The following is a 25,179-nucleotide window of genomic DNA, read 5'->3' as shown; positions in this document are numbered from 1 at the left end:
TGACCCGCCCGCCTCGATGGACTTCCCTCAGGTGCGGATCGCCGGGTCGCTCACGCCCGCCTGGCCGTTCTCCACATGGCCCGCGAAGCGGCGCAGGAAGGTCTCGTCGGCGTCCGAGCCCACCGACACGTCGTACCAGCGCTTGCTCGCGCGCAGGTCGACGGTGTGCTGCACCGTGGCCCCCGGCTTGACGGTGAAGGTCTCGCTCTTGTCGCCGTAGGCGTCGGTGACCGTGAGGTGGGCGGCCGCGTCCGTCGGGTTGGTCATCGTCAGCGACAGGTTGCCGGAGTCGGCGACATGGCGGGCCGTGACCTCGGGGGCCTTGGCGGTGCCGGGACCGCGGAACGCGCGCAGGAAGCCGTTCGGGCCGTGCACCGTGAGGTCGTACGTCCCCTTGGAGTACTCCGTGTTCCAGCTGTCGGAGACGTTCTTGCCGGCCTCGGTGGTGTACGTCCACGGACCGTCGGTGCGCACCGGAGCCGTCACGTAGAAGTGGGCGCCGGCCGTGGAGCCGCCGGTGAAGGTGAGCTGGTAGCGGCCGTTCGCCGGGTCCGCCACGCCGTCCACCGCGGGGGCGTAGCGCAGCGGGCGGGAGGGGCGGCTGCCCTTCTCCTGCGTGGGCAGCGCGCCCTGGGCCGGCGGCTTGGGCACGTAGCTGTCGTGGCGCTCGTGGTCCGGCGGCTCGTAGGCGTCGGTGCCCGGGAGTTCGGCCGGGTCGGTGTCCTTGAGGGAGAAGTCGAAGGCCGAGGTGAGGTCGCCGCAGATGGCGCGCCGCCAGGGGGAGATGTTCGGCTCCTCGACCCCGAAGCGGCGCTCCATGAAGCGGATGACCGAGGTGTGGTCGAAGGTCTCGGAGCACACGTAGCCACCGGTGGACCAGGGCGAGACCACGATCATCGGGACGCGCTGGCCGAGGCCGTAGACGCCCGCCCCGTACGTGGCGTTGCCCTCGAAGACGTCGAGCCCGGTGTCCACGGTGGAGCGGCCGTCGTCCGCGGACCGGGGCGGGTACGGCGGCACCACGTGGTCGAAGTAGCCGTCGTTCTCGTCGTACGTGATGAACAGGGCCGTCTTGGACCAGACCTCGGGGTTCGAGGTCAGCGCGTCCAGGACCTGGGAGATGTACCAGGCCCCGTAGTTGGTGGGGAAGTTGGGGTGCTCGGAGAAGGCCTCCGGAGCGGCGACGTACGAGATCTTCGGCAGCTTGTCGGCCTTGACGTCGGCCCTGAGGATGTCGAAGTAGCCGTCGCCGGCCTTGGCGTTGGTGCCGGTGCGGGCCTTGTCGTAGAGCGGGTCGCCGGGCTTGGCGTCGCGGTACTTGTTGAAGTAGAGCAGTGAGTTGTCGCCGTAGTTGCCGCGGTAGGCGTCGTCGATCCAGCCCCAGCCGCCGTCCTTGTCCAGGCCGTCGCCGATGTCCTGGTAGACCTTCCAGGAGACCCCGGCCTCCTCCAGGCGTTCGGCGTACGTGGTCCAGCCGTAGCCCGCTTCCTCGTTGCCCAGGATCGGGCCGCCGCCCGTGCCGTCGTTGCCGACGTGGCCGGAGAGCATGTAGTAGCGGTTGGGGTCGGTGGCCCCGATGATCGAGCAGTGGTAGGCGTCGCAGACGGTGAACTTGTCGGCGAGCGCGTAGTGGAACGGGATGTCCTGGCGGGTCAGATACGCCATCGTCCCCGTCGTCTTGGCGGCGATCCAGTCGTCGTACTTGCCGTCGTTGAAGGCCTTGTGGCCGCCGCCCCAGTCGTGGTTGAGGCCCGCGATGAACTGCATGCCGAGGTTCTCGGCGTCCGGGTGGTAGGGCAGCACCTCCTTGCCGGTGCCGTCCGCCTGGTGCCAGACCGACTTGCCGCTGGGCAGCGTGACGGGCCGCGGGTCGCCGAACCCGCGTACGCCCTTCATCGCGCCGAAGTAGTGGTCGAAGGACCGGTTCTCCTGCATCAGGACGACGATGTGCTCGACGTCGTCCAGAGTGCCGGATCTGCGGGCCGCGGGGATCGCGGCGGCCCGGTCGATGGAATCGGACAACGCTGCGATACCGGTGGCGACCCCGGCAGTGCCGGCGGCCGCGCCGGTGATCTGGAGGAAGCGCCGTCGGTTCAGTTCTGGCATGGGTGCAAGGCCTCTTTGGGGGAGAAGCGAACAGAAGTCGCCAAAGTGTTCCAAGAGGTCTGGTCCACTGGGAAGGGGGGCGGGGTGTCGGGAGGGTAAATCGATGGCCAATTCACGTACGGGGCGTGTGCGCGATTCGGGTGAACCCGACCTTCCCGCCAATGCGCAGGTCATCCGAAATGCTTTACCGGGGGCACAGTGGGCCCCATGCGCAGCAAAAGAAGTATTACGCGAAGATCCGCCCGTAATGGTGCGGTTGCCGCTCTGTGTCTGGGGGCCGTGGTCGGCGGGAGCGTCGGCGTCAGTGCCGCGGCGGAAGCGCCGGTAAAGGTCCATCCTTCGGATCTCGGCCCGGAGGGGCCCTGGTACCGGTTCCAGGACGATCCCTCGAACGCGGGCAAGGCGCCCGGAACCCAGGAGATCTCGCCGGAGCCGGACCCGGTCCACTTCAACGGCAGTCTGCATCTCGCCGTGAAGGACGGTCAGCAGGCCCAGGCCGCCCACTACTTCACCGGCGCAAAGTCGCTTTCCACGCTGCTGTCACGCGGTATTTCCTACCGCGCCTACGTGGATTCGGCCCAGTCCAGCATCACGGGATACGGCCCCAACCTCCAGCTGCCTTCGCTGTGCCTGGGGGCGTTCACCACACTCAGCTTCGAACCGAACGCCAACACCGACACCGACGGCCATCAGGGCATGGCGGGCGACACGTGGCAGAAGTTCGAGGTCACGAAGACATCGCTGGTGAAGACCTCACGCACGATTCCCGGCGTGGCGGCGGCCGGAGCCACCGCACCGCTCGGCGCGTTCGCGCAGGCATGCGCGGCGGCGGGGGACGGCGCCTTCGGTGTCATCGCCAACGTCGGCACGCTGGGCAGCGCGGACGCGAGCCTCGGCACCTACGTGGACGACATCACCATCGACGGCAGCACCTACGACTTCGCCGTCACGGGCACCGCACACGCGGCGTTGTCCACCCCGGCCAAGCTGGTCAAGGGCAAGCGCGCGGGCGCCGGCACCGTCGACTACACCAACCCGGCCGACGGTCCGCGCTATCCCGCCACCGGCAGCCGCCTGGTGTTCAAGGGGCCGAAGGCGCTCGCCCCCAAGGACCTGCGGATCACCGCCCAGGGGCGGCCCGTCCAGGCGACGAAGGGCCCGAACGGCTCGCTGGTCGTGCAGCTGAACTCGGTGCGCCGGGCGGGCGCGGACCTGGCCCCCTCGGGCAAGGTCGGATCCGACTTCCAGTTGGCCGCCACCCGCAGCGCTCCGGTGGGCAAGCTCTCCGTGCAGAGCGAACTCACCGTCACCGCCGCCTCCGGAGACCCCGTGGGCACGGGCGTGCGCGCCTCGGACACCACCATGATCACCGCGCCGCGTCCTTCGGGACCGGTCGACACCGGCGTCGGCGGCACCGCCACGGAGACGCGGTGACCTCGCCCCTTCGAACCTCGGTCCCGCTCGCCGCGGTGCCGGTGCTACTGGGTGCGCTCCTCCTTCCCGGAGCGCACCCAGCGGTCGCGTCCTCCGACGGAAGCGCCCGGACGCGGATCTCCTCGCCCCTGCGCGCCCAGGGCGAGTTGGCGCACCGCGCGGCCGATTCACCGCCCGTGCGGCTGCGCATTCCCAGGCTGCGGGTGTCGGCCCCCTTCACCGGCCTCTCCCTCGACGCGCAGGACCGGCTGCAGATCCCCAGCAAGAAGAACCGCAATCTCGTGGGCTGGTACGAGGACGGGGTCCCACCGGGCGCACGGGGCAATGCCATCGTGCTCGGCCACGTCGACACCAAGTCCGGTCCGGCCGTGTTCTACCGCCTTGGCCAACTGCGCAGTGGAAACACCGTGAACGTGCGGCGCGCCGACGGCAGCACCGCCGAGTTCCGCGTCACCGCCGTCAGGACGTACAAGAAGAGCCGGTTCCCCAACCAGCTGGTCTACGGGGCCACCCGCGATGCCCAACTGCGGCTCATCACCTGCGGAGGCGAGTACCGCAAGAGCGAGGGCGGGTACCAGTCGAACGTCGTGGTCTTCGCGAAACTCGACGGAATCCACGGGGGCTCATAGGCCACGAGGCCCCAGGCCCCGTGGTGTTGGCAGGTCCCGACCTCCGCCGCCTCGACGCCTCACCGTGGGGCGTCGGGCATCGCGATTCAAGATTCTGGACGGGTTCACTCGAACGTATGGTGGGAGGTAGGGTCGCAAGCGGTAGGCGGGCTTCCGTGCCTTCCCTCCTTTCCCTCACCCCACCCCGTCCCCCTCCTCGCAGTCGGCCCCCACGCCCTGTTCTCCTCGAGGTCCGCATCCATGATTGAGATACCCGAGCTGGCCGCAGGAGCCCTGGCCGCCGGGACCGTGTCGGCGTTCGTGCTCGGCGGCGGGCTGGTGAAGGCCCGGCAACGCAGCGGCAGACAGCGCGACGAGACCGATTCGCTCCGCTCCCGCCTCGTAGCCTCCCGCGAGGAGTTGGAGGCCGCCCGCGAGGAACTCGACGACCTCACCGCGGCGTTCACCTCCGAGATCGCCCATCTGTCCGGCACGCGCATGCCGGCCGCGGCCACCCACGCCGCCCACTCGCACTTCCAGGTGCCAGGACCCCTGCAGCCCGAACTCGGCGGCAAGGAACTGGCCGCGGGCCTCGACGCCGTGCTCGACGGGCTGCGCACCGCCATCGCCCAGGAGCGCAAGCGGGTCGACGCCGCCGCCCGCGCCGGAATGCGCGGCGCGACGCGCGAGATCCAGGCGGGCCTGTACCGGTTGCAGGACGTCCTGCGCGGGCTCCAGGAGCGCTACGACGACCCGGAGTTGGCGCAGACGCTGTTCGCACTCGACCACGAGAACGAGCAGTCGCTGCGCCGGGCGCAGGTCGCCGCCGTGGTCTGCGGGGCCTGGGTCGGGCTCGCCCGTGGTGAGTCGCACCTGGTGGAGGCCGTCACCGGCGGCCAGTCCCGGCTCGCCGGATACGACCGGGTGGAGGTCCACAACCACCTCGAGGACGGCACCGGGCTCATCTCGCACGCCGTCGAGCCGGTCGCCATCATCGTGGCCGAACTCCTCGACAACGCCCTGCGCCACTCCTCGACCGACACCTCCGTGGGTGTGCACCTCGAACGCGTCCACCACGGCGTCAGTGTGACCGTCGACGACGCCGGTGTCGGGATGAGTTCCGACGAACGGGCCCATGCCCAGCGGATGGTGGCGGGGGAGGAGCCCATCCTCCTGTCGGAGCTCGGCGATCCGCCGCGCATGGGGCTCGCCGCGATCGGCCAGCTGACCCGGCAGTTCGACCTGTCCGTCGACCTGTCCTCGCCCTCTCCGTACGGCGGCGTCCGCGCGGTCCTGCTCGTACGGGACCACCTCCTGTGCCGGATCGCCCCCGAGGAGCGCAGGCCCGCCGCCGCGGCTCCCCGGTCCACTCGTGACTCCCTTCGCGACGTCACCCACGACTCCACCCACGGCCTCGCGGCGGACGAGGCCCCGGCGGCCGCCCCCACCCGGCCGGACACCCCGCTCACCGACGGGGGCGAACTCCCGCGTCGCCGCCGCCGGGTCCGCTCCGACGCGCAGCCCGACGCACCGTCCGACGCCCGCCAGGCACCGCCGAAGCCCCGGCCCGCCGCACACCGCAGCCCCGAGGAACAGGCCGCCGCGCTCGGCGCCCTCCAGGCGGCCACCGCCGCGGCGCGGGAGGAGCGGCCCGCGCAGCAACCGCACGACACCGCCGGCGACCGCCCCGGCACCAGTGAAGGGAACACCCCCGATGAGTAGCCGCGACCTCGGCGACAGCGCTTGGGTCCTCGATCCGATCCTGGAGATCCCGCACGTCCAGGCCGCCGTCCTGCTCACCAGGGACGGCCTGGTCTCCGGGTACACGGAGGCGTTGACGCAGGCGTCCGCGGAGCGCGTCGCCGCCATCACCAGCACCGTGCAGGGCGCCTGTCGCACCGCGGCGGCCGCCTTCGCCGACCAGGAGTCAGCGGACGTACGCCAGGTGGTCATCGAGTCCGACCACGGCTACATCCTCGTCGCGCCCACCGCGCACGGCACCTGTGTGGCCGCCTTCGGCGACCCCGAGGTCCGGCTCGACCTGCTCGGCCACCGCGTCCACTCGCAGGTGGCCAGGCTCGGCGAGAAGGTTATGGCGGCCGCGCCCCGCGGGACCGACGGCGGCATCGACGGCGGCACCGGGGAATGACGGGCCGCCGGAGCGGCCGCCCGCTGGTCCCCGCGTACCTCGCCACCGGCGGGGTCGCGCGGCCCAGCCGCAACAGCCTGGAGCGCCTCTCCGTGCTGACCGGCGTCGGTGCGCCCTGGCCCGCCGGTCTGCCCGCCGCGCAGCACGCCCTGCTGCGCACCCTGGACGGCGGCTCGCTCACCGTGGTCGAGTCCGCCGCCCTGCTCGAACTGCCGGTCTCCGCCGTACGCGTGCTCGCCGCCGCACTGGTCGACCAGGGACTCGTGGGCGCCCGCCCGCCGGTCCCGCCCGCCGCGCAGCCCGATCCCGATCTGCTGAAGAGAGTCGCCGATGGCCTCCGCGCCCTCAAGCGCTAAGTCCGCGCCCGCGAGCGCCAAGAGCTCCGTGCATCTCCCGGACACCGCACGCGAGTTGGTGAAGATCCTGGTGACCGGGCCCTTCGGGGTGGGCAAGACCACGCTGATCGACTCCGTGTCCGAGATCCGCCCGCTGCACACCGAGGAGCAGCTCACCGAGGCATCGGTGGCCGTCGACGACCTCGCGGGCGTGCGGGAGAAGACGACCACGACCGTCGCCATCGACTTCGGCCGGATCAGCCTCAAGGGCGGAGCCGTCCTCTACCTGTTCGGCACCCCGGGCCAGGAGCGCTTCCGCGCGCTGTGGGACGACATCGCGTACGGCGCGCTCGGCGCCCTCGTGCTGGTCGACACCCGCAGGATCGACGAGTCCTTCGACGCCCTCGGCCTCGTCGAGGAGTCGGGACTGCCCTACGCCGTCGCCCTCAACACCTTCCCGGACTCCCGCAGTTACACCGAGGAGCAGTTGCGGTGCTCCCTCGACCTGGATGCGGACACCCCGATGGTGATCTGCGACGCGCGTGACACCCACTCGTCCGTCGACGCGCTGCTCGCCCTCGTGCAGCACCTGATCGACCGCACCGTCCCGGAGCCCCGATGACGTATCCCGCGCAGGCCGAGGCCTTCCATCTGTCCGCGCCTGTCCGCCTGTGGGAGGACGGCTTCGCCGCCGACCCGCGCAGCTACTACGAGGCCCTGCGCGCCCAGGGCCCGGTCGGCCACGCCGAACTCGCCCCCGGCGTGCCCGCGTACGTCGTCACTGACCGGCGGGCCGCGCTCGACCTGCTCCACGACACCGAGGCCTGGTCGCACGACCCGCGCACGTGGGAGGAGAGCATCGACGGCGACTCGCCCATCCTCGGCATGATGCGGTGGCGGCCCAACGCGCTGTTCAACGACGGTGAGCAGCACGTGCGTTACCGTCGCTCCCTCTCCGACGCCTTCGACCTGGTGGAGCCGCACGACCTGCGCGACCGGGTGCACCGCGCCGTGGACGTGCTGGCCGCTGGGATGGCGTCGCGGGGGCGGGCCGACCTCGTGAGCGAGTTCGCCCGCCCGCTGATGTCGCTGGTCTTCAACAACCTCTTCGGGCTGCCGGACAGCGAGAGCGACCGGCTCCAGGGCGCCATCGCGCGGGTGATGGACGGCGGCGAGGATGCCGCCCGCGGCGAGGAGGAGTTCGGCCGCTACATCCTGGACCTCGTCGCCGCCAAGAGCGCGCAGCGCGGCCAGGACCTCACCAGCTGGCTGCTCGACCACCCCCTCGGCCTCACCCCCGAGGAGGTCACCTGGCAGGTGTTCCTCATGCTCGGCGCGGGCCACGAGCCCACCGCCAACCTCGTCTCCAACGCCCTCTCGCGGATCCTCGGGAACCCGGCGTACTACTCGACGCTGACCAGCGGGTCCCGGCCGGTCATGGACGCGGTCGTCGAGGTGCTGCGCCACGAGACCCCGCTGGCCAACTACGGCATCCACTACGCCCGCAAGCCGCTGACGTTCCACGGTGTGTGGGTGCGTGCCGCCGTCCCCGTCGTCATCTCCTACGGTGCCCTCGGACACACCGCGGAGGAGGCGGCCGCGCAGTCCTCGGCCACCCGCCACCCGCAGGACGCCTCGCACCTGTCCTGGTCGGCCGGGGAGCACTCCTGCCCGGTCAAGCAGCACACCCTGCTCATCGCCACCGAGGCCATCGAACGCCTCACGCAGTGGCTCCCCGACCTGGAGCCGCTCACCGCGCGCGAGCAACTGACCTGGCGCACGGGCCCGTTCCACCGCTCCCTGACGGAACTGCCCGTCCGCTTCGTCCCCCGTACCGCATCCCACTCAGGAGCAGCCGAGTGACCGAGACCGCGTCTTCGTCCCGTATCGCCATCGACCCGTTCGGCGCCGACCTGCCGGCCGAGGCCGCCCGACTGCGCGCGGCGGGATCCGTGGTCCCCGTCGACCTGCCCGGTGGCATCCCGGCCTGGGCGCCCACGCGTTACGACACCCTCCGGTCGCTGATCCTGGACCCGCAGGTGAGCAAGGACCCGCGCAAGCACTGGTCGCTCTGGCCCGAGGTCGGCGAACACCCCGAGTGGGGCTGGGTGCTCGGCTGGGTCGGCGTGGTCAACATGCTCTCCACCTACGGCCCCGACCACACGCGGCTGCGCAAGCTCGTCGCGCCCAGCTTCACCGCCCGCCGTACCGAGGCGATGCGCCCGCGCGTCGAGAAGATCACCGAGGAGCTCCTCGCGGGCCTCGACGCGGCGGCGCCCGACGAGGTCGTGGACCTGCGCCCGCTGTACGCCAACCAGCTGCCGATGCAGTTGATCTGCGAACTCTTCGGCGTCCCCGACGAGTTGCTGGGCCCGGTCGAGCGCCTCGTCTCGGCCATCATGGACACCTCCGACCCCAGCCCCGAGCACGGCGCGTTCGTGCAGGAGCAGATCGGCACCGTACTGCCGGCGATCATCGCCCACCGCACCGAGCACCCCGGCGACGACATGACCACCGAGCTGCTGCGGGTGCGCGCGGAGGACGGCGACCGGCTCAGCGACGAGGAACTGCTCTACACCCTGCTCCTGGTCATCGGCGCCGGCTTCGAGACGACCGTCAACCTGATCGGCAACGCGGTCGTCGCCCTGCTCACCCACCCCGAACAGCTCGCCGCCGTCCGCTCCGGCGAGATCACCTGGGACGCCGTCATCGACGAGACGCTGCGCGTGCACCCCTCCATCGCCAGCCTGCCGCTGCGCTTCGCGGTCACCGACGTGACCGTCGACGGCGTGACGATCCCGGCGGGCGACGCCATCCTCACCACGTACGCCGCCTCGGGCTACGACCCCGAGCACTACGGGCCCACGGCGGACGAGTTCGACGCGGCCAACGCCGCCGACGACCACATGTCCTTCGGCATCGGCGTCCACCGCTGCATCGGCGCCCCGCTCGCCCGCCTGGAGGCCCGCACCGCCCTGCCCGCCCTCTTCGACCGCTACCCGAACCTGCGCCTCGCGGTCGAACCGGAGGAGCTCAGCCAGGTCCCGTCGTTCATCGCGTACGGCTGGCAGCGAATCCCGGTCCGACTGCACGCCTGAGCGGCGCCCCGGACCGGCCGGTCCGTCATGACGACAGGGTCACCGTCACCTTGACGTGCTTCATGATGGGCTGGTCGCTCTGGGTGCTGTGGTCGCCGATCGCGCACAGCACGTTCATCTCCGGCATGTACCCGGCCGCGCAGCCGCGCGGGATGTCGTACGGGATCGCCAGGTAGCCCTCAAGGCTGCGCCGGCTGCCGTCCCGGGCGGTGCTCGTGATGTCGACCGGGTCGAACTCGCCGATGCCCCGCTCGCGCATGTCGTCCTGGTTCAGGAAGACCAGTGTGCGCAGGTTCTTGATGCCCCGGTAGCGGTCGTTGTCCGAGTAGATGGTCGTGTTCCACTGGTCGTGGGAGCGCATCGTGCCGAGCGCCAGCGTGCCGGGCTCCGGGATCACGTCGGGCAGCGGGGCGGCGGAGAACTCGGCGCGGCCCGAGTCGGTGAGGAAGACCAACTCCCGTGCGGGCTGCTTGATGCGGAAGCCGAGCGGCAGGCGCACCCGGCGGTTGCAGTCCTCGAACCCGTCGATGACCTGCGCCATGGTGTCACGGACACGGTCGTAGTCCTCGACGTACCACTCCCAGGGTGTGCCGCTGTCGGGCAGCGAGGCGCGCGCCATGCCGGCGATGATGGCCGGCTCGGACAGCAGGTGCTTGGACGCCGGCCGCTTCATGCCGACGGACAGGTGCACCATGCTCATCGAGTCCTCGACCGAGGTCGACTGAAGGCCACCGCGCTGCTGATCCTTCTCGGTGCGGCCCAGGCACGGCAGGATCAACGCCCTGCGCCCGTGCACGAGATGACTGCGGTTCAGCTTCGTACTCACCTGCACCGTCAACTCGCAGGTCCGCAACGCCTCGTACGTATAAGGGGTGTCGGGGGCCGCGAGCGCGAAGTTGCCGCCCATGCCGACGAACACCTTCACGTCGCCGCGCCGCATCGCCTCGATCGTGCCCACCGTGTCGAGCCCGTGCGCACGCGGCGCGTCGATGTCGCAGGCCTCCGCGAGCCGGGCCAGGAACGCGTCGCTGGGGCGGTGGTCGATGCCGCAGGTCCGGTTGCCCTGGACGTTGCTGTGCCCGCGCACGGGGGAGGGCCCCGCACCTTCGCGGCCCAGATTGCCGCGCAGCAGCAGGACGTTGACGATCTCGCGGACCGTGTCGACACCGTGCTCGTGCTGGGTCACGCCCAGGCACCAGCTGATGATGGAGCGGTCCGCGTCGCGGTACACGCGGGCCGCCTTGAGGACGTCCTCGCGGCTCAGCCCCGACTGGCGCTCGATCTCGTCCCAGGGTGTTGCCTCGCACAGTTCCCGGTACGCGTCGAAGCCCTCGGTGTGGCGGTCGATGAACTCCTTGTCGAGGGCCTTGGGGTCGGATCCCGACTGTTCCAGGACCGCCTTGGCGATGCCGCGCAGGAACGCCATGTCGCCGCCGATGCGCACCTGGAGGTTCAGAGTGCTGGTGCGCGTCGCCTTGTTGAGCGCCATGTCCTTGAAGTCGTGCGGGATGATCGTGCGGGTCGCCGCCGCTTCGACGAGCGGGTTGATGTGTACGACCTGGGCGCCGCGCTGGTAGGCCTCGGCGAGCGCGGTGAGCATCCGTGGCGCGTTGGACGCGGCGTTGACACCCATGATGAACAGGGCGTCCGTGGCCTCCCAGTCCGCGAGGTCACAGGTGCCCTTGCCGGTGCCCAGGGAGGCCTGCAGGGCGCGGCCGCTGGCCTCGTGGCACATGTTGGAGCAGTCGGGCAGGTTGTTCGTGCCCAGCTCGCGCGCCCACAACTGGTAGAGGAAGGTGGCCTCGTTGCCGAGCCGCCCCGACGTGTAGAACGCGGCCTGGTTCGGGTTGTCCAGCCCCCGCACCGTCCGCCCCACCAGCGCGAACGCGTCCTTCCAGCTGATGGGGACGTAGTGGTCGGTCTCCGGGTCGTAGGACATCGGCCCGGTCAGCCGTCCCTGGTCCTCAAGGGCGAAGTCGCTCCACCCGGACAGCTCGCTCACCGAATGCTCGGCGAAGAACTCCTGCCCGACCCGCTTGCGTGTCATCTCCCAGGCGACGTGCTTGATCCCGTTCTCGCAGATGTCCAGGTGCAGGCCCTTGCGATCGTCCGGCCAGGCACAGCCGGGACAGTCGAAGCCACCGTTCTCGTGGTTCATCTTCAGGATGGCCCGGGGCCCGTCGAGGAGTTCGCGCTCGCCCACCAGGAACCGGGTGACACTCTTGGCGGCGCCCCAGCCCGCCGCGGGGTGGTGGTACGGGTGGAAGTCCGGCTTCTCTTCGGGCACCGGGCCGACGCGCGACTCCGGTGCGTCCTTGCCGTCCTGGGAGGCGTTCACTGGGCTCGTTCCTTGTCGGAGGAGTTCGTGCGGATCGTGCAGTGCAGGGTGTCGTTCTGCACGTCGGCGACGATCGTGTCGCCGGGTTCGGCCTCGCCGCCGAGCAGCAGGGACGCGATGCGGTTGTCGAGCTCCGTCTGGATCGTGCGGCGCAGTGGACGCGCGCCGAACTCCGGCTGGTGGCCGTGCGCGATCAGCAGCTTCTTGGCCGCCTCGGTGACCTCGAGGTTCAGCCCCTGCGCGTGCACCCGGCGCTCGCTCTGGTCCAGCAGGTGGTCGACGATCCGGCCGAGGTCGTCCTCGGTGAGGCTGTGGAAGACGATGATGTCGTCGATGCGGTTGAGGAACTCCGGCAGGAAACGGCCCCGGAGCTCGTCCATCAGCTCGTCCTTGAGCTCGGCGGCGTCGCCCTGGTGGGCGAGGATGCGATGGGCGCCGATGTTGGACGTCATGATGACCACGCAGTGCCGGAAGTCGACGGTGCGGCCCTGGGAGTCGGTGAGCCGGCCGTCGTCGAGGATCTGCAGCAGCGTGTTGAAGATGTCGGGGTGCGCCTTCTCCACCTCGTCGAACAGGACGACGCTGTAGGGCTGTCGGCGGACCTTCTCGGTGAGCTGCCCCGCCTCGTCGTAGCCGACGTAGCCGGGAGGGGCACCGACCAGCCGGGCGACGGTGTGCTTCTCCTGGAACTCGCTCATGTCGAAGCGGACCATGCGGCTCTCGTCGCCGAACAGCAACTCCGCGAGTGTCTTGGCGAGTTCGGTCTTGCCGACACCGGTCGGGCCGAGGAAGAGGAACGAGCCGACGGGCCGGTTCGGGTCGCCCATGCCCGCCCGGTTGCGGCGCACCGCCTCGGAGACCGCGGTGACCGCCTCGTCCTGCCCGACGATGCGGGAGTGCATCTCCTCCTCGAGCCGGAGCAGCTTCTCCTTCTCGCCGGCCGTGAGCTGGGCGACGGGGATGCCGGTGCGGCGGGAGACGATGTCGGCGATGTCACCGGCCGTCACGGAGATGACACCCTCACGGCGCTCCTCGATCCCGGCGACCTCGCCCTCGACCTCGGCGATCTGCTTCTTCAGCTCGGAGGCCTTCTCGAAGTCCTCGGAGGCGACGGCCTGGTCCTTCTCGCGCGTCAGCTTGGCGATCCGGTCCTCGCGCTCGACGACCTCGGTGGAGCGGCTCGCGGTGCGCAGCCGTACCCGGGCGCCCGCCTGGTCCATGAGGTCGATGGCCTTGTCGGGCAGGAACCGGTCACTGATGTACCGGTCGGAGAGCTCGGCTGCCGCGGTCAACGCGCCGTCGGCGAACCGGACTTGGTGATGCGCCTCGTACGCGTCCCGCAGCCCCTCCAGGATCTGCACGGTCTCCTCGACCGTCGGTTCCGGGATGAGCACGGGCTGGAAGCGGCGCTCCAGCGCGGCGTCCTTCTCGATGTGCTTGCGGTACTCGTCGATGGTGGTGGCGCCGACGACGTGCAGCTCGCCGCGCGCGAGGGCGGGTTTGAGCATGTTGCCCGCGTCCATCGAGCCCTCGCCGGTGGCGCCCGCGCCGACGACGGTGTGCAGCTCGTCGATGAACAGGATGATGCCCCCGCCCGCGTTCTGGACGTCCTCGATGACCTTCTTCAGGCGCTCCTCGAACTGGCCGCGGTACTGCGCCCCCGCCACCATCGCGGACAGGTCGAGGGAGACGACCCGCTTGTCCTTGAGGGTGTCCGGGACCTCGCCCGCGACGATGCGCTGGGCGAGCCCCTCGACGATGGCGGTCTTGCCGACGCCGGGCTCACCGATCAGCACCGGGTTGTTCTTCGAGCGCCGGGAGAGGATCTCCACGGTCTGCTCGATCTCCTCGGCGCGGCCCACGACCGGGTCCAGCTTCCCGGCCTTGGCCTCCTCGGTGAGATCGCGCCCGAACTCGTCGAGCGTCGTGGACGACCCCGCCGTTCCGTTGCTGCCGCCGCCGCTGCTGTCGGGGCGGGCCGCCTGCTCCGCGGCGCTCGCCAGCCGGTTCGGATCGAGGCCGCCCGCGCTCAGCAGCCGCGCCGCTCCCGTGGCGGGGTCGGCGACCAGGGCGCCGAGGATGTGCTCAGGACCGATGTAGGAGACGCCCGCCGCCTGCGACTGGGCGTGCGCGGCGGCCAGCGAGCGCTTGGCCGCCGGGGTGAGCCCGGGCTCCGCTGACGGCTGCCCCGCCTCCCGCGGCAGGATCGTGGCGATCTCCTCGGCGAGCCGGTCGGGGTCGACACCGGCCTGCTCCAGCACCCGGCGCGATGGCTCCACCTTCGTTGTCGCCCACAGCAGATGTTCGGTGTCCAGGTCGGAGGTGCCGTCCTCGTGCGCCTTCTGGGCCGCCAGGTTGAGCAGCTCCTGGGACGACTCCGTGAGCAGCCGGCCGATGGGCACGCGCTGCACCGCCGGTGGCGAGCTCGCGGGGGACGTACCGAAGAACCGGTTGAACATTTCGCTGAAGGGGTCCGAGGAACCGAACCCGAACGGCGGCATCGACATGGCGACTCCAGGTGCGCGAAGGGTTTCTCCAAGCCAACCTCTGAGGTGGATCCCCCGCAAGCCGATCATTGCGGAGAGTGGTCAATGGGCCCGCGCCCGTCGGCAATTCTGGTATTCGCCACAAAACTCTTTGTCCGCCCGCATAAAGGACGGTCATTGATTCGGATCGGCGACGCCACTCGAATAGATTCATTTAGATTCATTTAGATTCAGAGAAATTCCCGGGGCGTTTGGACAGTGGAGTGAGACACCTGCCGCGTGCGGCCGAGCGGGTACGGCGGGCGCTCTCGCCGCGCGGAGCCCTGGCGCTGCACAGCGTGGACGGAACCTTTTCGTTCGGATTGCGCGCCGCCCTGGCGATGGCCCTGATCGCCGTTCCGATGGCGCTCGCCGGACAGGCGGCGGCGGCCGTCTACGCGATGCTCGGCGCGTTCACGACGACGTTCGGCCGCAATTTCCCGTACGCCCGCAGGGGGCGGGTGCTCGCCCTCGTCGCGGTCGTGATGACCGCCTGCGTCGGCGGCGGTACGGCGCTCGGTGTCTGGGCCCGCCCGCAGGACGGGGGAGTGGGCGCCGCCGTGGTGGTCGCGGCCATGGCGGTCGTGGCCGGGGCCGCGAAGCTCGGCTGCGACGCGGCCCGGCTCAGAGGGCTCGGCGCGGTCCTGCTGCTGTTCGCGTTCGCGGTGTCCGCCTACGGCGCCCCGGCCCCGTCCGACGTGCTCACGCGCACCGCGCTGGCGGCGCTCGGCGCGGTCGTGGCCTGGGCCTTGGCGATGCTGGGCCGGTTCGCGCATCCGGAGCGGCCCCAGCGGCTGGCCGTGGCCGTGGCGCTGCGTGAGCTCGCCGGACTCCTCGACGCAGGCACCGGCAGCGGCGGCGGCGAACCAGGCACCGGCACCGGCAGCGGCGGCGGCACGGACCGGCTCGCGCGCCACCAGGCGACCGCCGCCGTCCTCGAAGCGCACCGGGCGCTCGGCCTGCCGCCCGCGACCGCCACCGAACGCGGGCGCGACGGCGGGCCCTGCGTACGCCTGGCCGCCATCTCCTGGACCGTGCTGATCCGCTCCGCGAGCCGCCCACCGGACCTGCCTGCCGCAATGGCCGGGCACCTGCGCGGCCAGGCGGTCCTGCTCCTGGCCCGGCGCCGCGGCCAACCGGATCTGCTGCCGGACCTGGCCGCGTTGGCCGAGATCTCCGAGGGCACGGAACCCGCCGCACCGGCCCGCTCGGACGCGTCCCTGGAACGGCGGGCGGGGGTCCTGACCCTCGGCCGGCGCGCCGACCCGGCAGGCCGCGCCTCCCGCCGCGCCGTCCTGCTCGTACCCGCCCTGCGCATGACCGTGGGCACCGGCCTCGCCGGAGGCGCCGCCCTGCTGCTCGGCCTCGGCCACGGCTACTGGGCGGCGATCTCCGCGGCCGCCGTGCTCCACTCGATCAACGTGCGCACCGCCGCACAGCGCGCCGTCCAGCGCACCCTGGGCACCGCGGCCGGACTGGCCCTCGCCCTCGCCGTGCTTGCGCTGCACCCCGGGCCCTTGACGCTCGTCCTCATCATCGTGCTGCTGGAATTCCTGCTGGAATACGGGGTCGCCCACAACTACGGCATCGGGGTCGTGTTCCTGACACCCCTGGCCCTGCTGATGAGCGACCTCGCGACCCCCGTACCGGCCGAAGACCTGGTCCAGGACCGCGCGCTGGGCAGCGTGGTGGGCATCGTCGTGGCCCTGCTGTGCGCGCTCGTCCTCATCCACGGCCGTGCGGCGGAACGGGTGCGGCGCGCGCTCACCGCGTGCGGCACGGCGGCCGAACTCGCCGAGCGGGCCCTGCGGAACCCGGACGCCTCTACGCTGCCGGAGCTGCGGTCGCGGCTGGCCGCGGCCGTCGTCGAGCTGCGCGAGGCGGACGACGCGGCGGCCGGCGAACTGTGGCCGGCCGAACTCGACCCCACCGAGCTCGCCGCCGCCGAACAGCGCGCGTACCGGATCCTGCGGCGCCTGGGGTGAGAGCCCCCGCCCTCAGCATCCGCCCTCAGGGCCCGCCCTCGGCCCCCGCCCTCAGCCGTCGGTGTCCAGGCGGGCGGCGTCGGTCGCAGTCACCAGCTCGGCCAGCGAGCGCGGATCACTGAGCGAGCGGCCGGTGAGTTCGCGGACGCGGTTCAGCCGGTACCGAACGGTGTTCGCGTGGCAGTGCAGCACACGTGCCGCGCTCTCGGCCGACCCGGCCTGATCGACGTAGGCCCGCAGCGTCCGCAACAGCGCGACCCGATCCTCCCGCGGCAGGGCGAGCACCGGCCCGAGCACCTCCTTGGCCAGGCGCCGACCCTCGTCCGGGTCGTGGGCGATCAGCGCGGCAAGGGGACTGGTGCTGAACTCCCGCACCTCGGCCCGGCCCGCGGGGATGTCGGCCAGCGCAGCCCGGGCGAGATGGAACGCGCGCGGGGTGTCGGCAAGCGACTCGTACGAGGGGCTCACACCGGTACGGGACGCGGCGGCCGCGCGCAGCACGCCCAGGACGGCGTCGCGCTGCTCGTCGCGCAGGGCGATCACACCGGCCTGGAGGGTGGGCGTGAGATGCCAGGCCGACACGATGCCGAGCCCGCCCAGCATGCGTTCGACGCCGACCAGGCTCTCCTCGGCGAGTCCTGCGGTCTCCGCGGCCGCCACCATCAGCTTCGTGTCGAGGGGCAGCCCCAGCAGCCTGCCGACCTCCCACGAACCGGACTCGGGCACCAACTGACCGGTGAACAGCGCCTCCATGAGCGCCGAACGCCGTCGCTGCTGAGCGACCAGCAGCTCTGCGGTCGCCGAACGGTAGGCCTCCGTGAGGGCCAGCGCGTGCTCGTCCGAGAGCCGCCACAGGGTGCTCGACGCGGCGAGCAGCGCGTCCAGGAAGCCCGGTCGGCCGACGCGTCGGGCGTGCTCGACGAACAGGTCCCAGAGCATGGCGCAGGCGATGCGGTAGCAGCGCAGCACCTCGGGCAGCGGCGCCCGCTGGTGCGCGCGGCGCTGACCGGTGTCGGAGGGCGCCGACAGGTCGGTCGCGCCCTCGGCCCCTGCGAGACCGTCGAGGATGAACCGCAGGTTGGCACCGACGGAGGCGCGCAACTCCTCGCCCGGGACGATGCTTTCGTCGCGGTAGAGGTCGATGCGCTCGCGGGTGGCCGCGCACACGTCGTCGATCAGCGCGGGCAGCCGCTGCTCCGCCCACGCGACGAGCTCACCGAGCAGCGGGTTCGGCACCCGGCCGGGCGCGTCCGCGATGTGCTCAGCCATGGGTGGCCGGCTCGGTGTTGGCGTCGAGTGCGTCGAGCACCGCGTCGCCGTTCGCCCTCGCCCACTCGGTCAGCATGTGGATCGGGTCGATCAGCGTCGTCCCCAGCGGGGTGAGCTCGTACTCGACGCGGGGCGGAGCCTCGGCGTAGGCATGGCGGCGTACGAGGCCGTGCGCCTCCAGTCGCCGGAGCGTCTGGGTGAGCATCTTGCGGGAGATGTCGCCGATCAGCTCGACCAGCTCACCGTGGCGCACCGGGCCCTTACTGAGGCCGTAGAGCACGACCGCGGTCCACTTGTCGGCGATCAGCTCGACCGCCAGACGCGCCGGGCAGTCGGCGAGGAAGGGATCACCGGGACCGAAACCGCTCATGGCGCCAAAGGTACCTGGTGGTTCCTATCGAATCCCTAGCGTGGGTTGTCCCCCCGTTGTCCCCCGTTGTCCCGCCGTTGTCCCGCGTTGCCCCCATCCCCATGCAAGGAGAGTCATGCGAGTCATCACGCAGCAGGCGCTCGGCGGTCCCGAGGTCCTCACCGTCGTGGACGCGCCCGAGCCCCGGCCCCTGCCGACTGAGGTTCTCGTCCGGGTCAAGGCGATCGGGCTGAACCCGCTGGAGGCGCTCCTGCGTGCCGGCGGGTTCCCTCCGCTGCTCGGCCCGCCGCCGTTCGTCCTCGGCTGGGACATCAGCGGCGTGGTCGAGGAGGGGTCGCTGACGTATCGGTTCAGGCCCGGCGACGAGGTCTTCGGGATGCCGTTGTTCCCGCGGGCGGCGAACGCGTACGCCGAGGTCGTGGCGGCGCCGGCGTTGCACCTGGTACGCAAGCCGGCGTCGCTCTCGCACGTCGAGGCGTCGGCGCTGCCCGTCGTCGGGCTGACCGCGTGGCAGGGCCTCGTCGACCTCGGCGGCGTGACCGAGGGCGATCGCGTCCTGGTCCACGGCGGTGGCGGTGGGGTCGGGCACGTCGCGATCCAGATCGCGAAAGCGCTCGGCGCGCACGTCGTCACGACCGCCAGTGGGCGCAAGCGGAAGCTCGTCGAGGAGCTCGGCGCCGACGAGGTGATCGACTACACGACGGTCGACTTCACCGAGGCGGTCCGCGACATCGACGTCGTGCTCGACACGCTCGGCGGCGACATCGCCGAGCGGTCGCTCGCAGCGCTCCGCCCCGGCGGGCACCTGGTGACGGCGGTCGCCGACGACGATGCGCGGCTCATCGCCGGGTACGAAGCGGCCGGCATGCGTTTCAGCGGCATCGCGGTCGACCCCGATCCGGTGGCCCTGCGCGGCCTCGTCGACCTCGTCGAACGGGGCAGGCTCCGGGTCCACGTGCAGGAGACGTTCCCGTTCGAACGCGTCACCGACGCGCACCGGCTGCTCGACGGCGGCCACCTCCAGGGCAAGCTCGTCCTCACCCTCTGACCGCGTCGTGGCCCGCGACACGCCACAACGCCGGCCGGGCAAGCGGACCGCACCTCGTGCCAACGAGCTTTAGTGTGGCGAGCCATGAGCGCCTGGTTGCCGACGTCCGCGGTTCCCCGTCTGGCCGTCTCCGTGGGTATCGGGTTGGTGGCCGCGGTGGCTGTCGCCATCGCGGTCGGCGTCCCCCTGGGCATTCTCGCGGGCATCGCCGCCACGGAACTGGTCTTCGTGGTGTCGGGCTGGGCGGTGATGTGGCCGATGGACGCGGCCGCGACCCGCCGCGAGGCGCGGCGGGAGGACTTCGCGCCCGTCACCGAGGAGTTCGCGGTGGTCGGCACGGCCCTGTGCGGTCTTGGAGCCATCGTGGTGCTCCTGCTCCTCGACGGCTCCGGCGCCCGGCACGCCGGGGCGGCGGTCGCCCTGGGCGGCGTGTTCATGGCGTGGGCGGCGCTGCACCTGATGTACGCGGCGCGCTACGCCTACCTGTACTACCAAGAGCCCTCGGGCGGCATCGACTTCAACTGCGACGACCCGCCGGCGTACCGGGACTTCTTCTATTTCAGCTACAACCTCGGCATGACGTACCAGGTCTCCGACACCAACGTCACCAGTTCGGTGATCCGGTCGGTCGTGCTGCGGCACTCGCTCCTTTCGTACCTCTTCGGCACGAGCCTTCTGGCCACGGCCATCAACCTGGTCGCGGGAATGGTCACCGGCTGAACCCGCGGAATTCCGAGCTCAGCCCTTCAATCCCGACGACGTGATCCCCTCCCGCAACGGCCGCTGCCCGATCACGAACACCACCACCGCCGGAATCATCGACAGGACAACTCCCGCAAGGACCACGGAGATCGACCCCGTGCCGAGGTTCCCCTGGAGGGAGACCAGGCCGAGCGGCATCGTGAAGTTCTGGTTGCTGGTCTCCAGGATCAGGGGGCGGAAGAACTCGTTCCAGTGGTAGTTGAAGGCGAGTACGCCGACGATGGCGAGGCCCGGTGTCGCGAGGGGTGCGTACACCGAGCGGAAGATCCGCCACGGTCCCGCGCCGTCGATCATCGCCGCCTCGCCGAGCTCCTTCGGCATCGTCAGGAAGTACTGGCGCATCAGGAACGTCCCGAACGCGGTCGGCACCGCCGGCACGATCAGGGCGAGGAGGGTGTCCGTCAGGCCCATGCCCTTCAGGATCAGGAACACGGGCACGATCGTGACCTGCACCGGCACCATCATGGTGGCCAGCACCAGGCCGAACAGGGGCCGCTTGAAGCGGAAGTCGAGCAGCGCGAACGCGTAGCCGGCGAGCCCCGCCGTGATCATCTGGCCGACGGCGATGAGGCCTGTCACCAGCGCGGAGTTGAGCGCGAGCAGCCACACGTCGAGCTGCCCGAAGACCTGCCGGTACGCGGAGAGTGTGCCGTCGGCCGGGATCAGGCGCGGCGGCAGGTCGAAGGACTCGGCCGGTGAGCGCAGCGACGTGGACACCGTCCACACCACGGGCCCGATGGTGAGCAGCGCGACGACGAGCAGCCCCGCGACGCGCGCCGCCGTGCCGAGCCGCCGCGCGGTGAGCGAGCCGACCCGCTCGCGCAGCCGTTCCGGCGCGGTCGGGGAGGAAGAGGAGTACGACACTGCGGTCATGGTGGAAGGGCCTCTCACTGGTAGTGCACGAAGCGGCGGCTGAGGCGAAACTGGAGCGCGGTGACGGCGAGGATCAGCACGAACAGCACCACGCCCACCGCCGACGCCTCGCCGAACCGCAGCTGCTCGAAGGCGGTCTGGTACAGCACCATCACGGCGGTACGGGTCGCGTCGCCGGGCCCGCCGTCGGTGAGCACGTACGGCTGCTCGAAGACCTGGAGCGCGTTGATGACACCCACCACGGACGCCACCAGCAGGGTGGGGGAGAGCAGCGGGATGGTGATCCGCAGGTGCTTGCGCAGGCCCGTCGCACCGTCCATCGCCGCCGCCTCGTGCAGCTCGCGCGGAATGTTGGCGAGTCCGCCGACGAACAGCAGGAAGGAGAAGCCGAACTGCTGCCACACATAGACGAGGACCACCGCCGCCATCGCCCAGCCCTCGGAGGTCAGCCAGGGCACGGGGGCCGCGCCGACCTGTCCGAGCAGCCAGTTGACGACGCCGAAGTCCTGGTTGAACAGGTACTTCATGACGACCGAGATCGACGCCGCCGACAGGACGAGGGGGAAGAAGAAGGCGGAGCGCAGGGCCTGTTGGATCCAGCGTGGCATGCGTCCCTGCAGGGCGAGGGCGAGGACCAGAGCGACGGCGAGCTGCAGTGTCACGGCCAGCACCATGAAGAGCAGCGTGTTGCGGAAGGCGGTGAGGATCGACGTATCGGCCGTCAGCTCACCGTAGTTGGAGAGCCCCGCGTACGTCGGGCGGTCGATGACGTCCCAGTGGAAGAAGGACAAAACCACCGAGCCGACGATCGGCACCACGGTGAAGACGAGCACACCGAGCATGGTGGGTGCGAGGAACAGCCAGGCGGTGACCCGCGCGGCACGGCTCCTGCCGGCCCGGGTGCCGGTGGTGGCGTGGGTGGTGCTGTCGGTGCTGCTCATACGTCACGCTCCATGGCTCGCTCCAGGTCCCGTTGCAGCGCCCGCAGCGCGGGTCTGACGCCCCGTCGGCTGCCGAGCGCGGTCGCGGTGTGCTTGGTCAGGGCGAGATCGACGGCGGCGACCTGCGGCGGGGCCGGGATCGGTCCTGTGGTGGGGAAGCGGTCGAGGGTGTCGTAGAAGACGTCCCAGTGGGCCGGTCCCGTCTTCGCGTACCGCTCGGCGGTGAGCATGGAGCGGCGCGCCGGAGTGGTCTCGTTCGCCTGGAACAGCCGGGTCATCACGTCCTTGCGCACCGAGTACTTCACGAACTCCCACGCCTCGTCCTGCCTCTTGGACGTGCGCAGGATCGCGTACCCGGCGGCCCCGTACTGGTGGCGCTGGGTACGCCAGCGCGGGAAGAACTGGGTGTCGTACGCGTCCCGTCGCACGCCCGCCGCGCTCAGCCCGCCCGCCCAGAAACCGCCGGCCGGGGTGGCGCCGACGCGGCCGGTGGAGAACGCGCCGATGAGGTTGGTGCCACTGCCGCCCTCGGGCCGCGAGCACAGGCCGTCATGGACGAGCGAGGCCAGATACTCGTAGACCTCCTCCACACGCGCGTCGAGCGCCTGCGGGGTGGTCCAGCGGAAGCCGCCGCCGCGACCGCGCCGCATCGCCGGGTCGTAGAAGGTGTTCCAGAGCCAGTCGCCGCCGGGCGCCTTGGACTCGGTGAGGACGTTGGTGCCGTTCGCGAAGAGCCACGGCACGACGCCGCCCCACAGACGGTTGGTCCAGAAGAACGGGGTGAAGCCCCGGCCGCCCGCGCGCTTCATGTCCCGCAGCAGCGCGGTGAAGTCGTCGCGGGTCCAGTCGGCGGGCGGGAGTTCGGCGCCCGTGCGGGTGAGGACCTTCTTGCTGAGGTACATGTCGGCGGCGTTGAACTCGACCGGCAGCTGGTACAGCGACCCCTCGTACATCATCGACTCGACGAGCGAGGGGTGGACGTCGGCGAAGAACTCGCGGAGCTCACCGGCGTCCCGGCGGACCCGGTCGTCGAGGGCGAGGCCGAGCCGGTCGGCGAAGAGCTGCACACCCTCGGTGGCGACGTACACCACGTCGGGGGCGCTGCCCGCGGCGATCTGGGTGAGGATCTTGGCGAAGAAGTCGTTCCAGTCGGTGGCCTGCACGGCGAGCAGCCGGACCTTGATGCCGGGGTGCAGGCGCTGGAAGTCCTCGACCAGGACGCTCTGTTGGTTCGGGTCGATGGCGGAGCCGAGGATCGCGACGGTGAGCATGGAGCCGTCGCGGCCGGGGATGTCGGACGCGGTGAGCCGGTCCCAGTTGGCGGCGGTGGAGGCGAGCCCGGCCGCGGCGAGGCCGTAGCCGCCGGCGCGCAGGAGTGTGCGACGGCTGGGGGTGCCGCGGCGCGGGGCCGGGGGCGGTGCGGGTGTGGTCATGGCTGCCGTCCCGGGGCGGTGGGGAGCATCAAGTCCGACCTAACTCGTGATAGTTGAGGTGACCTCGGGATGATGAAAGGGGTGGGAGGGTCGCGTCAAGAGGGTGGCCGGAGGTTTTTTCGGGAGCCCCACACCCCTTGCGGGACTTGACCTAGCACGAGTTAGGTTCGAGCCGTCCGAAAGGGCCGCCGGCAGCCACAGTGACAGCGACAGTGGCAGCGACTGCGCGGCCCTCCGATCCGAGGGCGCGGCCCTCGACCCGACCGAAAGGCCGAACCATGGAGCCCCGACCCCGGCCCCAACCCGTCACCCGCCGAACCGCACTCCTCGGGGCCTCGGCCCTGGGAGGCACGCTGGCCCTGCCCACTCCGGCATTCGCAGCCCCCGCCAGACCTGGACCGACCGCTGCGGCGAAGCCCAAGTCCGCCGCCGCACTGGGCAGTTACCGCGCCGCGTACCACTACACGATCCCCGACAACTGGAAGAACGACCCGCAGCGCCCCCTCTGGATCGACGGCGCCTACGCGTACCACACGCTCTACAACGCCGACTACATCACCGGCTCCGAAGGCACCTCCTGGCGGCTCGCCACCTCGCCCGACCTGGTGTGCTACACGGACCGGGGCGTCGCCCTGCCCAAGGACACCACCCCCGCGGGCGACGCATGGTCGGGCAGCGCCGTCGTCGACGAGGACAACACGGCAGGCTTCGGCGCGGGAGCGGTGATCGCTCTCGTGACCATGGAGCCGGACGCCGCCGCCAACTCCCAGGCGCAGTACCTCTGGTACTCCACCGACTCCGGCCGCACCTTCCGGCCCCACGGCACGCAGCCGGTCCTGCCCAACCCGGGTGTCAAGGACTTCCGCGACCCCAAGGTGGTGCGCGACACCGACCGCGACCGCTGGGTCCTCGCGCTCGCCGAGCGCGACAAGATCGGGCTCTACACCTCCGACGACCTCAAGTCCTGGACGTACCGCAGCGGATTCGTCCGCGACGGCTACGGCACCCTCGAATGCCCCGACCTGTTCCGCATCAAGGCCGCCGACGACACCTGGCACTGGGTGCTCGCCGCGAGCGCCAACGGCTCGTCGAGCGGCCTGCCCGCCACCTACGCGTACTGGACAGGCGACTTCGACGGTGACACCTTCGCCGCCGACGCGGACGCACCGCAGTGGCTGGACCGAGGACCGGACTGGTACGCGGCCGTGACCTGCGAGAAGAGGGCCGCCGACGGGACGGTGGACGCGTCCGCCCGCTACGCCTTCGCCTGGACCAACAGCTGGGACTATCCCCACAACACCCCCACCCTCGTCGCCGACGGCTTCAACGGCACCGACTCGATCACCCGCGAGATCACCCTCCAACGGGCGGGCGACGGCGCCTACTTCCTCGCCTCGCGCCCCACCCCGGCCCTGGACGCCTACGTCACGCGCACGACCGCCCTCGGCGACGTGCGCGTCGACGGGACCACACCCCTCGACTTCACCGGCACCGCCTACGAGATCCGTGGCGAACTGCGCTGGACCCCCGGCGAGACGGAGAACGTCGGCTTCCAGCTCCGCAAGGCCCCCGGAGGCACCCGGCACGTGGACGTCGGTGTGTACGTCGCGGCCGGCTACGCGTACGTCAACCGTGGCGGCACCCTCTACCCCGGCGGCACCCGCGAGACACACAGCCCGGTCGACGCGGACGCGGGCAAGCTGGCGCTGCGCATCCTGGTGGACCGCACGACGGTGGAGGTGTTCGTGGGGGAGGGCCGCCATGTCCACACCCACCAGGCGTTCGGCCTGCCCGGCGACGACCGGGTCGCGCTGTACGCGTCGGGTGGGCCGGCCGTCTTCGGCGCGCTGGAGATACGGGAGTTGGGGCTGGGCTGACCGGGCACCCGTCCGGCTCGCGCACGCG

At 71.1% G+C, this 25,179-nt stretch carries 20 protein-coding genes; 12 read left to right on the top strand and 8 right to left on the bottom strand.

All coding sequences use genetic code 11. The features are described from left to right. Positions 1-27: 27 nt before the first annotated feature. Entirely contained in the window at positions 28-2,106 is a 2,079-nt protein-coding gene (locus OKJ99_RS31060) for a phosphocholine-specific phospholipase C (protein ID WP_326021273.1), read from the bottom strand. 279 nt (positions 2,107-2,385) lie between these two features. On the opposite strand from OKJ99_RS31060, the gene OKJ99_RS31055 reads away from it, so the two are divergent. The 8 genes from OKJ99_RS31055 (at position 2,386) to OKJ99_RS31020 (ending at position 9,730) form a co-directional block, all read left to right on the top strand. Next, positions 2,386-3,540 carry a hypothetical protein gene (locus OKJ99_RS31055; protein WP_326021272.1) on the top strand — a complete coding sequence of 385 codons (1,155 nt, stop codon included), beginning with the start codon at positions 2,386-2,388 and terminating at the stop codon, positions 3,538-3,540. Beyond that, positions 3,537-4,169, top strand: a complete 633-nt coding sequence (locus OKJ99_RS31050; RefSeq protein ID WP_326021271.1) for a class F sortase — start codon at positions 3,537-3,539, stop codon at positions 4,167-4,169. The genes OKJ99_RS31055 and OKJ99_RS31050 overlap by 4 nt, the downstream gene beginning before the upstream one ends. A gap of 240 nt (positions 4,170-4,409) precedes the next feature. Next, positions 4,410-5,870: an ATP-binding protein gene (locus tag OKJ99_RS31045; protein WP_326021270.1), complete on the top strand. Its 1,461-nt coding sequence runs from the start codon at positions 4,410-4,412 to the stop codon at positions 5,868-5,870. Continuing rightward, positions 5,863-6,297: a roadblock/LC7 domain-containing protein gene (locus tag OKJ99_RS31040; protein ID WP_326021269.1), complete on the top strand. Its 435-nt coding sequence runs from the start codon at positions 5,863-5,865 to the stop codon at positions 6,295-6,297. The genes OKJ99_RS31045 and OKJ99_RS31040 overlap by 8 nt, the downstream gene beginning before the upstream one ends. Next, entirely contained in the window at positions 6,294-6,653 is a 360-nt protein-coding gene (locus OKJ99_RS31035) for a DUF742 domain-containing protein (protein ID WP_326021268.1), read from the top strand. The genes OKJ99_RS31040 and OKJ99_RS31035 overlap by 4 nt, the downstream gene beginning before the upstream one ends. Then, on the top strand, positions 6,628-7,254 hold the full coding sequence (locus OKJ99_RS31030; RefSeq protein ID WP_326021267.1) for a GTP-binding protein: 627 nt from the start codon (positions 6,628-6,630) through the stop codon (positions 7,252-7,254). Before OKJ99_RS31035 ends, OKJ99_RS31030 begins: the two co-directional genes overlap by 26 nt. Next, positions 7,251-8,495, top strand: a complete 1,245-nt coding sequence (locus tag OKJ99_RS31025; RefSeq protein ID WP_326021266.1) for a cytochrome P450 family protein — start codon at positions 7,251-7,253, stop codon at positions 8,493-8,495. Before OKJ99_RS31030 ends, OKJ99_RS31025 begins: the two co-directional genes overlap by 4 nt. Continuing rightward, positions 8,492-9,730: a cytochrome P450 family protein gene (locus tag OKJ99_RS31020; RefSeq protein ID WP_326021265.1), complete on the top strand. Its 1,239-nt coding sequence runs from the start codon at positions 8,492-8,494 to the stop codon at positions 9,728-9,730. Before OKJ99_RS31025 ends, OKJ99_RS31020 begins: the two co-directional genes overlap by 4 nt. Positions 9,731-9,755: 25 nt before the next feature. Here the strand turns inward: OKJ99_RS31020 and OKJ99_RS31015 are convergent, their stop codons facing one another. Both OKJ99_RS31015 and OKJ99_RS31010 read right to left on the bottom strand, forming a co-directional pair. After that, complete coding sequence (locus OKJ99_RS31015; RefSeq protein WP_326021264.1) at positions 9,756-12,068, bottom strand: FdhF/YdeP family oxidoreductase; 2,313 nt, start codon at positions 12,066-12,068, stop codon at positions 9,756-9,758. Next, positions 12,065-14,575 (bottom strand): ATP-dependent Clp protease ATP-binding subunit, encoded by a 2,511-nt coding sequence (locus OKJ99_RS31010; protein WP_326021263.1) that lies wholly within the window; start codon positions 14,573-14,575, stop codon positions 12,065-12,067. The genes OKJ99_RS31015 and OKJ99_RS31010 overlap by 4 nt, the downstream gene beginning before the upstream one ends. Before the next feature lie 359 nt (positions 14,576-14,934). Between OKJ99_RS31010 and OKJ99_RS31005 the strand changes: the two genes are divergently transcribed. Next, positions 14,935-16,578: an FUSC family protein gene (locus OKJ99_RS31005; protein WP_326021290.1), complete on the top strand. Its 1,644-nt coding sequence runs from the start codon at positions 14,935-14,937 to the stop codon at positions 16,576-16,578. A 51-nt stretch (positions 16,579-16,629) separates the two neighbouring features. Here the strand turns inward: OKJ99_RS31005 and OKJ99_RS31000 are convergent, their stop codons facing one another. Together OKJ99_RS31000 and OKJ99_RS30995 are read right to left on the bottom strand one after the other, a co-directional pair. Further along, the gene (locus OKJ99_RS31000; protein WP_326021262.1) at positions 16,630-17,847 is read right to left on the bottom strand and encodes a PucR family transcriptional regulator; all 1,218 of its coding nucleotides are present in this window, start codon (positions 17,845-17,847) and stop codon (positions 16,630-16,632) included. Continuing rightward, a complete protein-coding gene (locus OKJ99_RS30995) occupies positions 17,840-18,217 on the bottom strand; it encodes a winged helix-turn-helix transcriptional regulator (protein WP_326021261.1) in 378 nt (125 codons plus the stop codon). Before OKJ99_RS30995 ends, OKJ99_RS31000 begins: the two co-directional genes overlap by 8 nt. 115 nt (positions 18,218-18,332) lie before the next feature. On the opposite strand from OKJ99_RS30995, the gene OKJ99_RS30990 reads away from it, so the two are divergent. After that, the gene (locus OKJ99_RS30990; protein ID WP_326021260.1) at positions 18,333-19,265 is read left to right on the top strand and encodes an NADP-dependent oxidoreductase; all 933 of its coding nucleotides are present in this window, start codon (positions 18,333-18,335) and stop codon (positions 19,263-19,265) included. Positions 19,266-19,349: 84 nt separating this feature from the next. Beyond that, positions 19,350-19,985: a DUF1345 domain-containing protein gene (locus OKJ99_RS30985; protein WP_326021259.1), complete on the top strand. Its 636-nt coding sequence runs from the start codon at positions 19,350-19,352 to the stop codon at positions 19,983-19,985. A gap of 18 nt (positions 19,986-20,003) precedes the next feature. Here OKJ99_RS30985 and OKJ99_RS30980 read toward each other — a convergent pair whose 3' ends face one another. From OKJ99_RS30980 to OKJ99_RS30970, 3 genes are read right to left on the bottom strand one after another with little or no spacing between them, the layout of a single operon-like run. After that, positions 20,004-20,900 carry a carbohydrate ABC transporter permease gene (locus OKJ99_RS30980; RefSeq protein ID WP_326021258.1) on the bottom strand — a complete coding sequence of 299 codons (897 nt, stop codon included), beginning with the start codon at positions 20,898-20,900 and terminating at the stop codon, positions 20,004-20,006. A 14-nt stretch (positions 20,901-20,914) separates the two neighbouring features. Continuing rightward, the gene (locus OKJ99_RS30975; RefSeq protein WP_326021257.1) at positions 20,915-21,841 is read right to left on the bottom strand and encodes a carbohydrate ABC transporter permease; all 927 of its coding nucleotides are present in this window, start codon (positions 21,839-21,841) and stop codon (positions 20,915-20,917) included. Further along, positions 21,838-23,274 (bottom strand): extracellular solute-binding protein, encoded by a 1,437-nt coding sequence (locus OKJ99_RS30970; RefSeq protein ID WP_326021256.1) that lies wholly within the window; start codon positions 23,272-23,274, stop codon positions 21,838-21,840. Before OKJ99_RS30970 ends, OKJ99_RS30975 begins: the two co-directional genes overlap by 4 nt. 278 nt (positions 23,275-23,552) lie before the next feature. On the opposite strand from OKJ99_RS30970, the gene OKJ99_RS30965 reads away from it, so the two are divergent. Next, positions 23,553-25,151: a glycoside hydrolase family 32 protein gene (locus OKJ99_RS30965; protein WP_326021255.1), complete on the top strand. Its 1,599-nt coding sequence runs from the start codon at positions 23,553-23,555 to the stop codon at positions 25,149-25,151. Positions 25,152-25,179 lie beyond the last annotated feature (28 nt).

It is taken from the genome of Streptomyces endophyticus, assembly GCF_035798155.1.
Lineage (GTDB): Bacteria > Actinomycetota > Actinomycetes > Streptomycetales > Streptomycetaceae > Streptomyces > Streptomyces endophyticus.
This window is presented reverse-complemented; position numbering and strand designations above follow the sequence as displayed.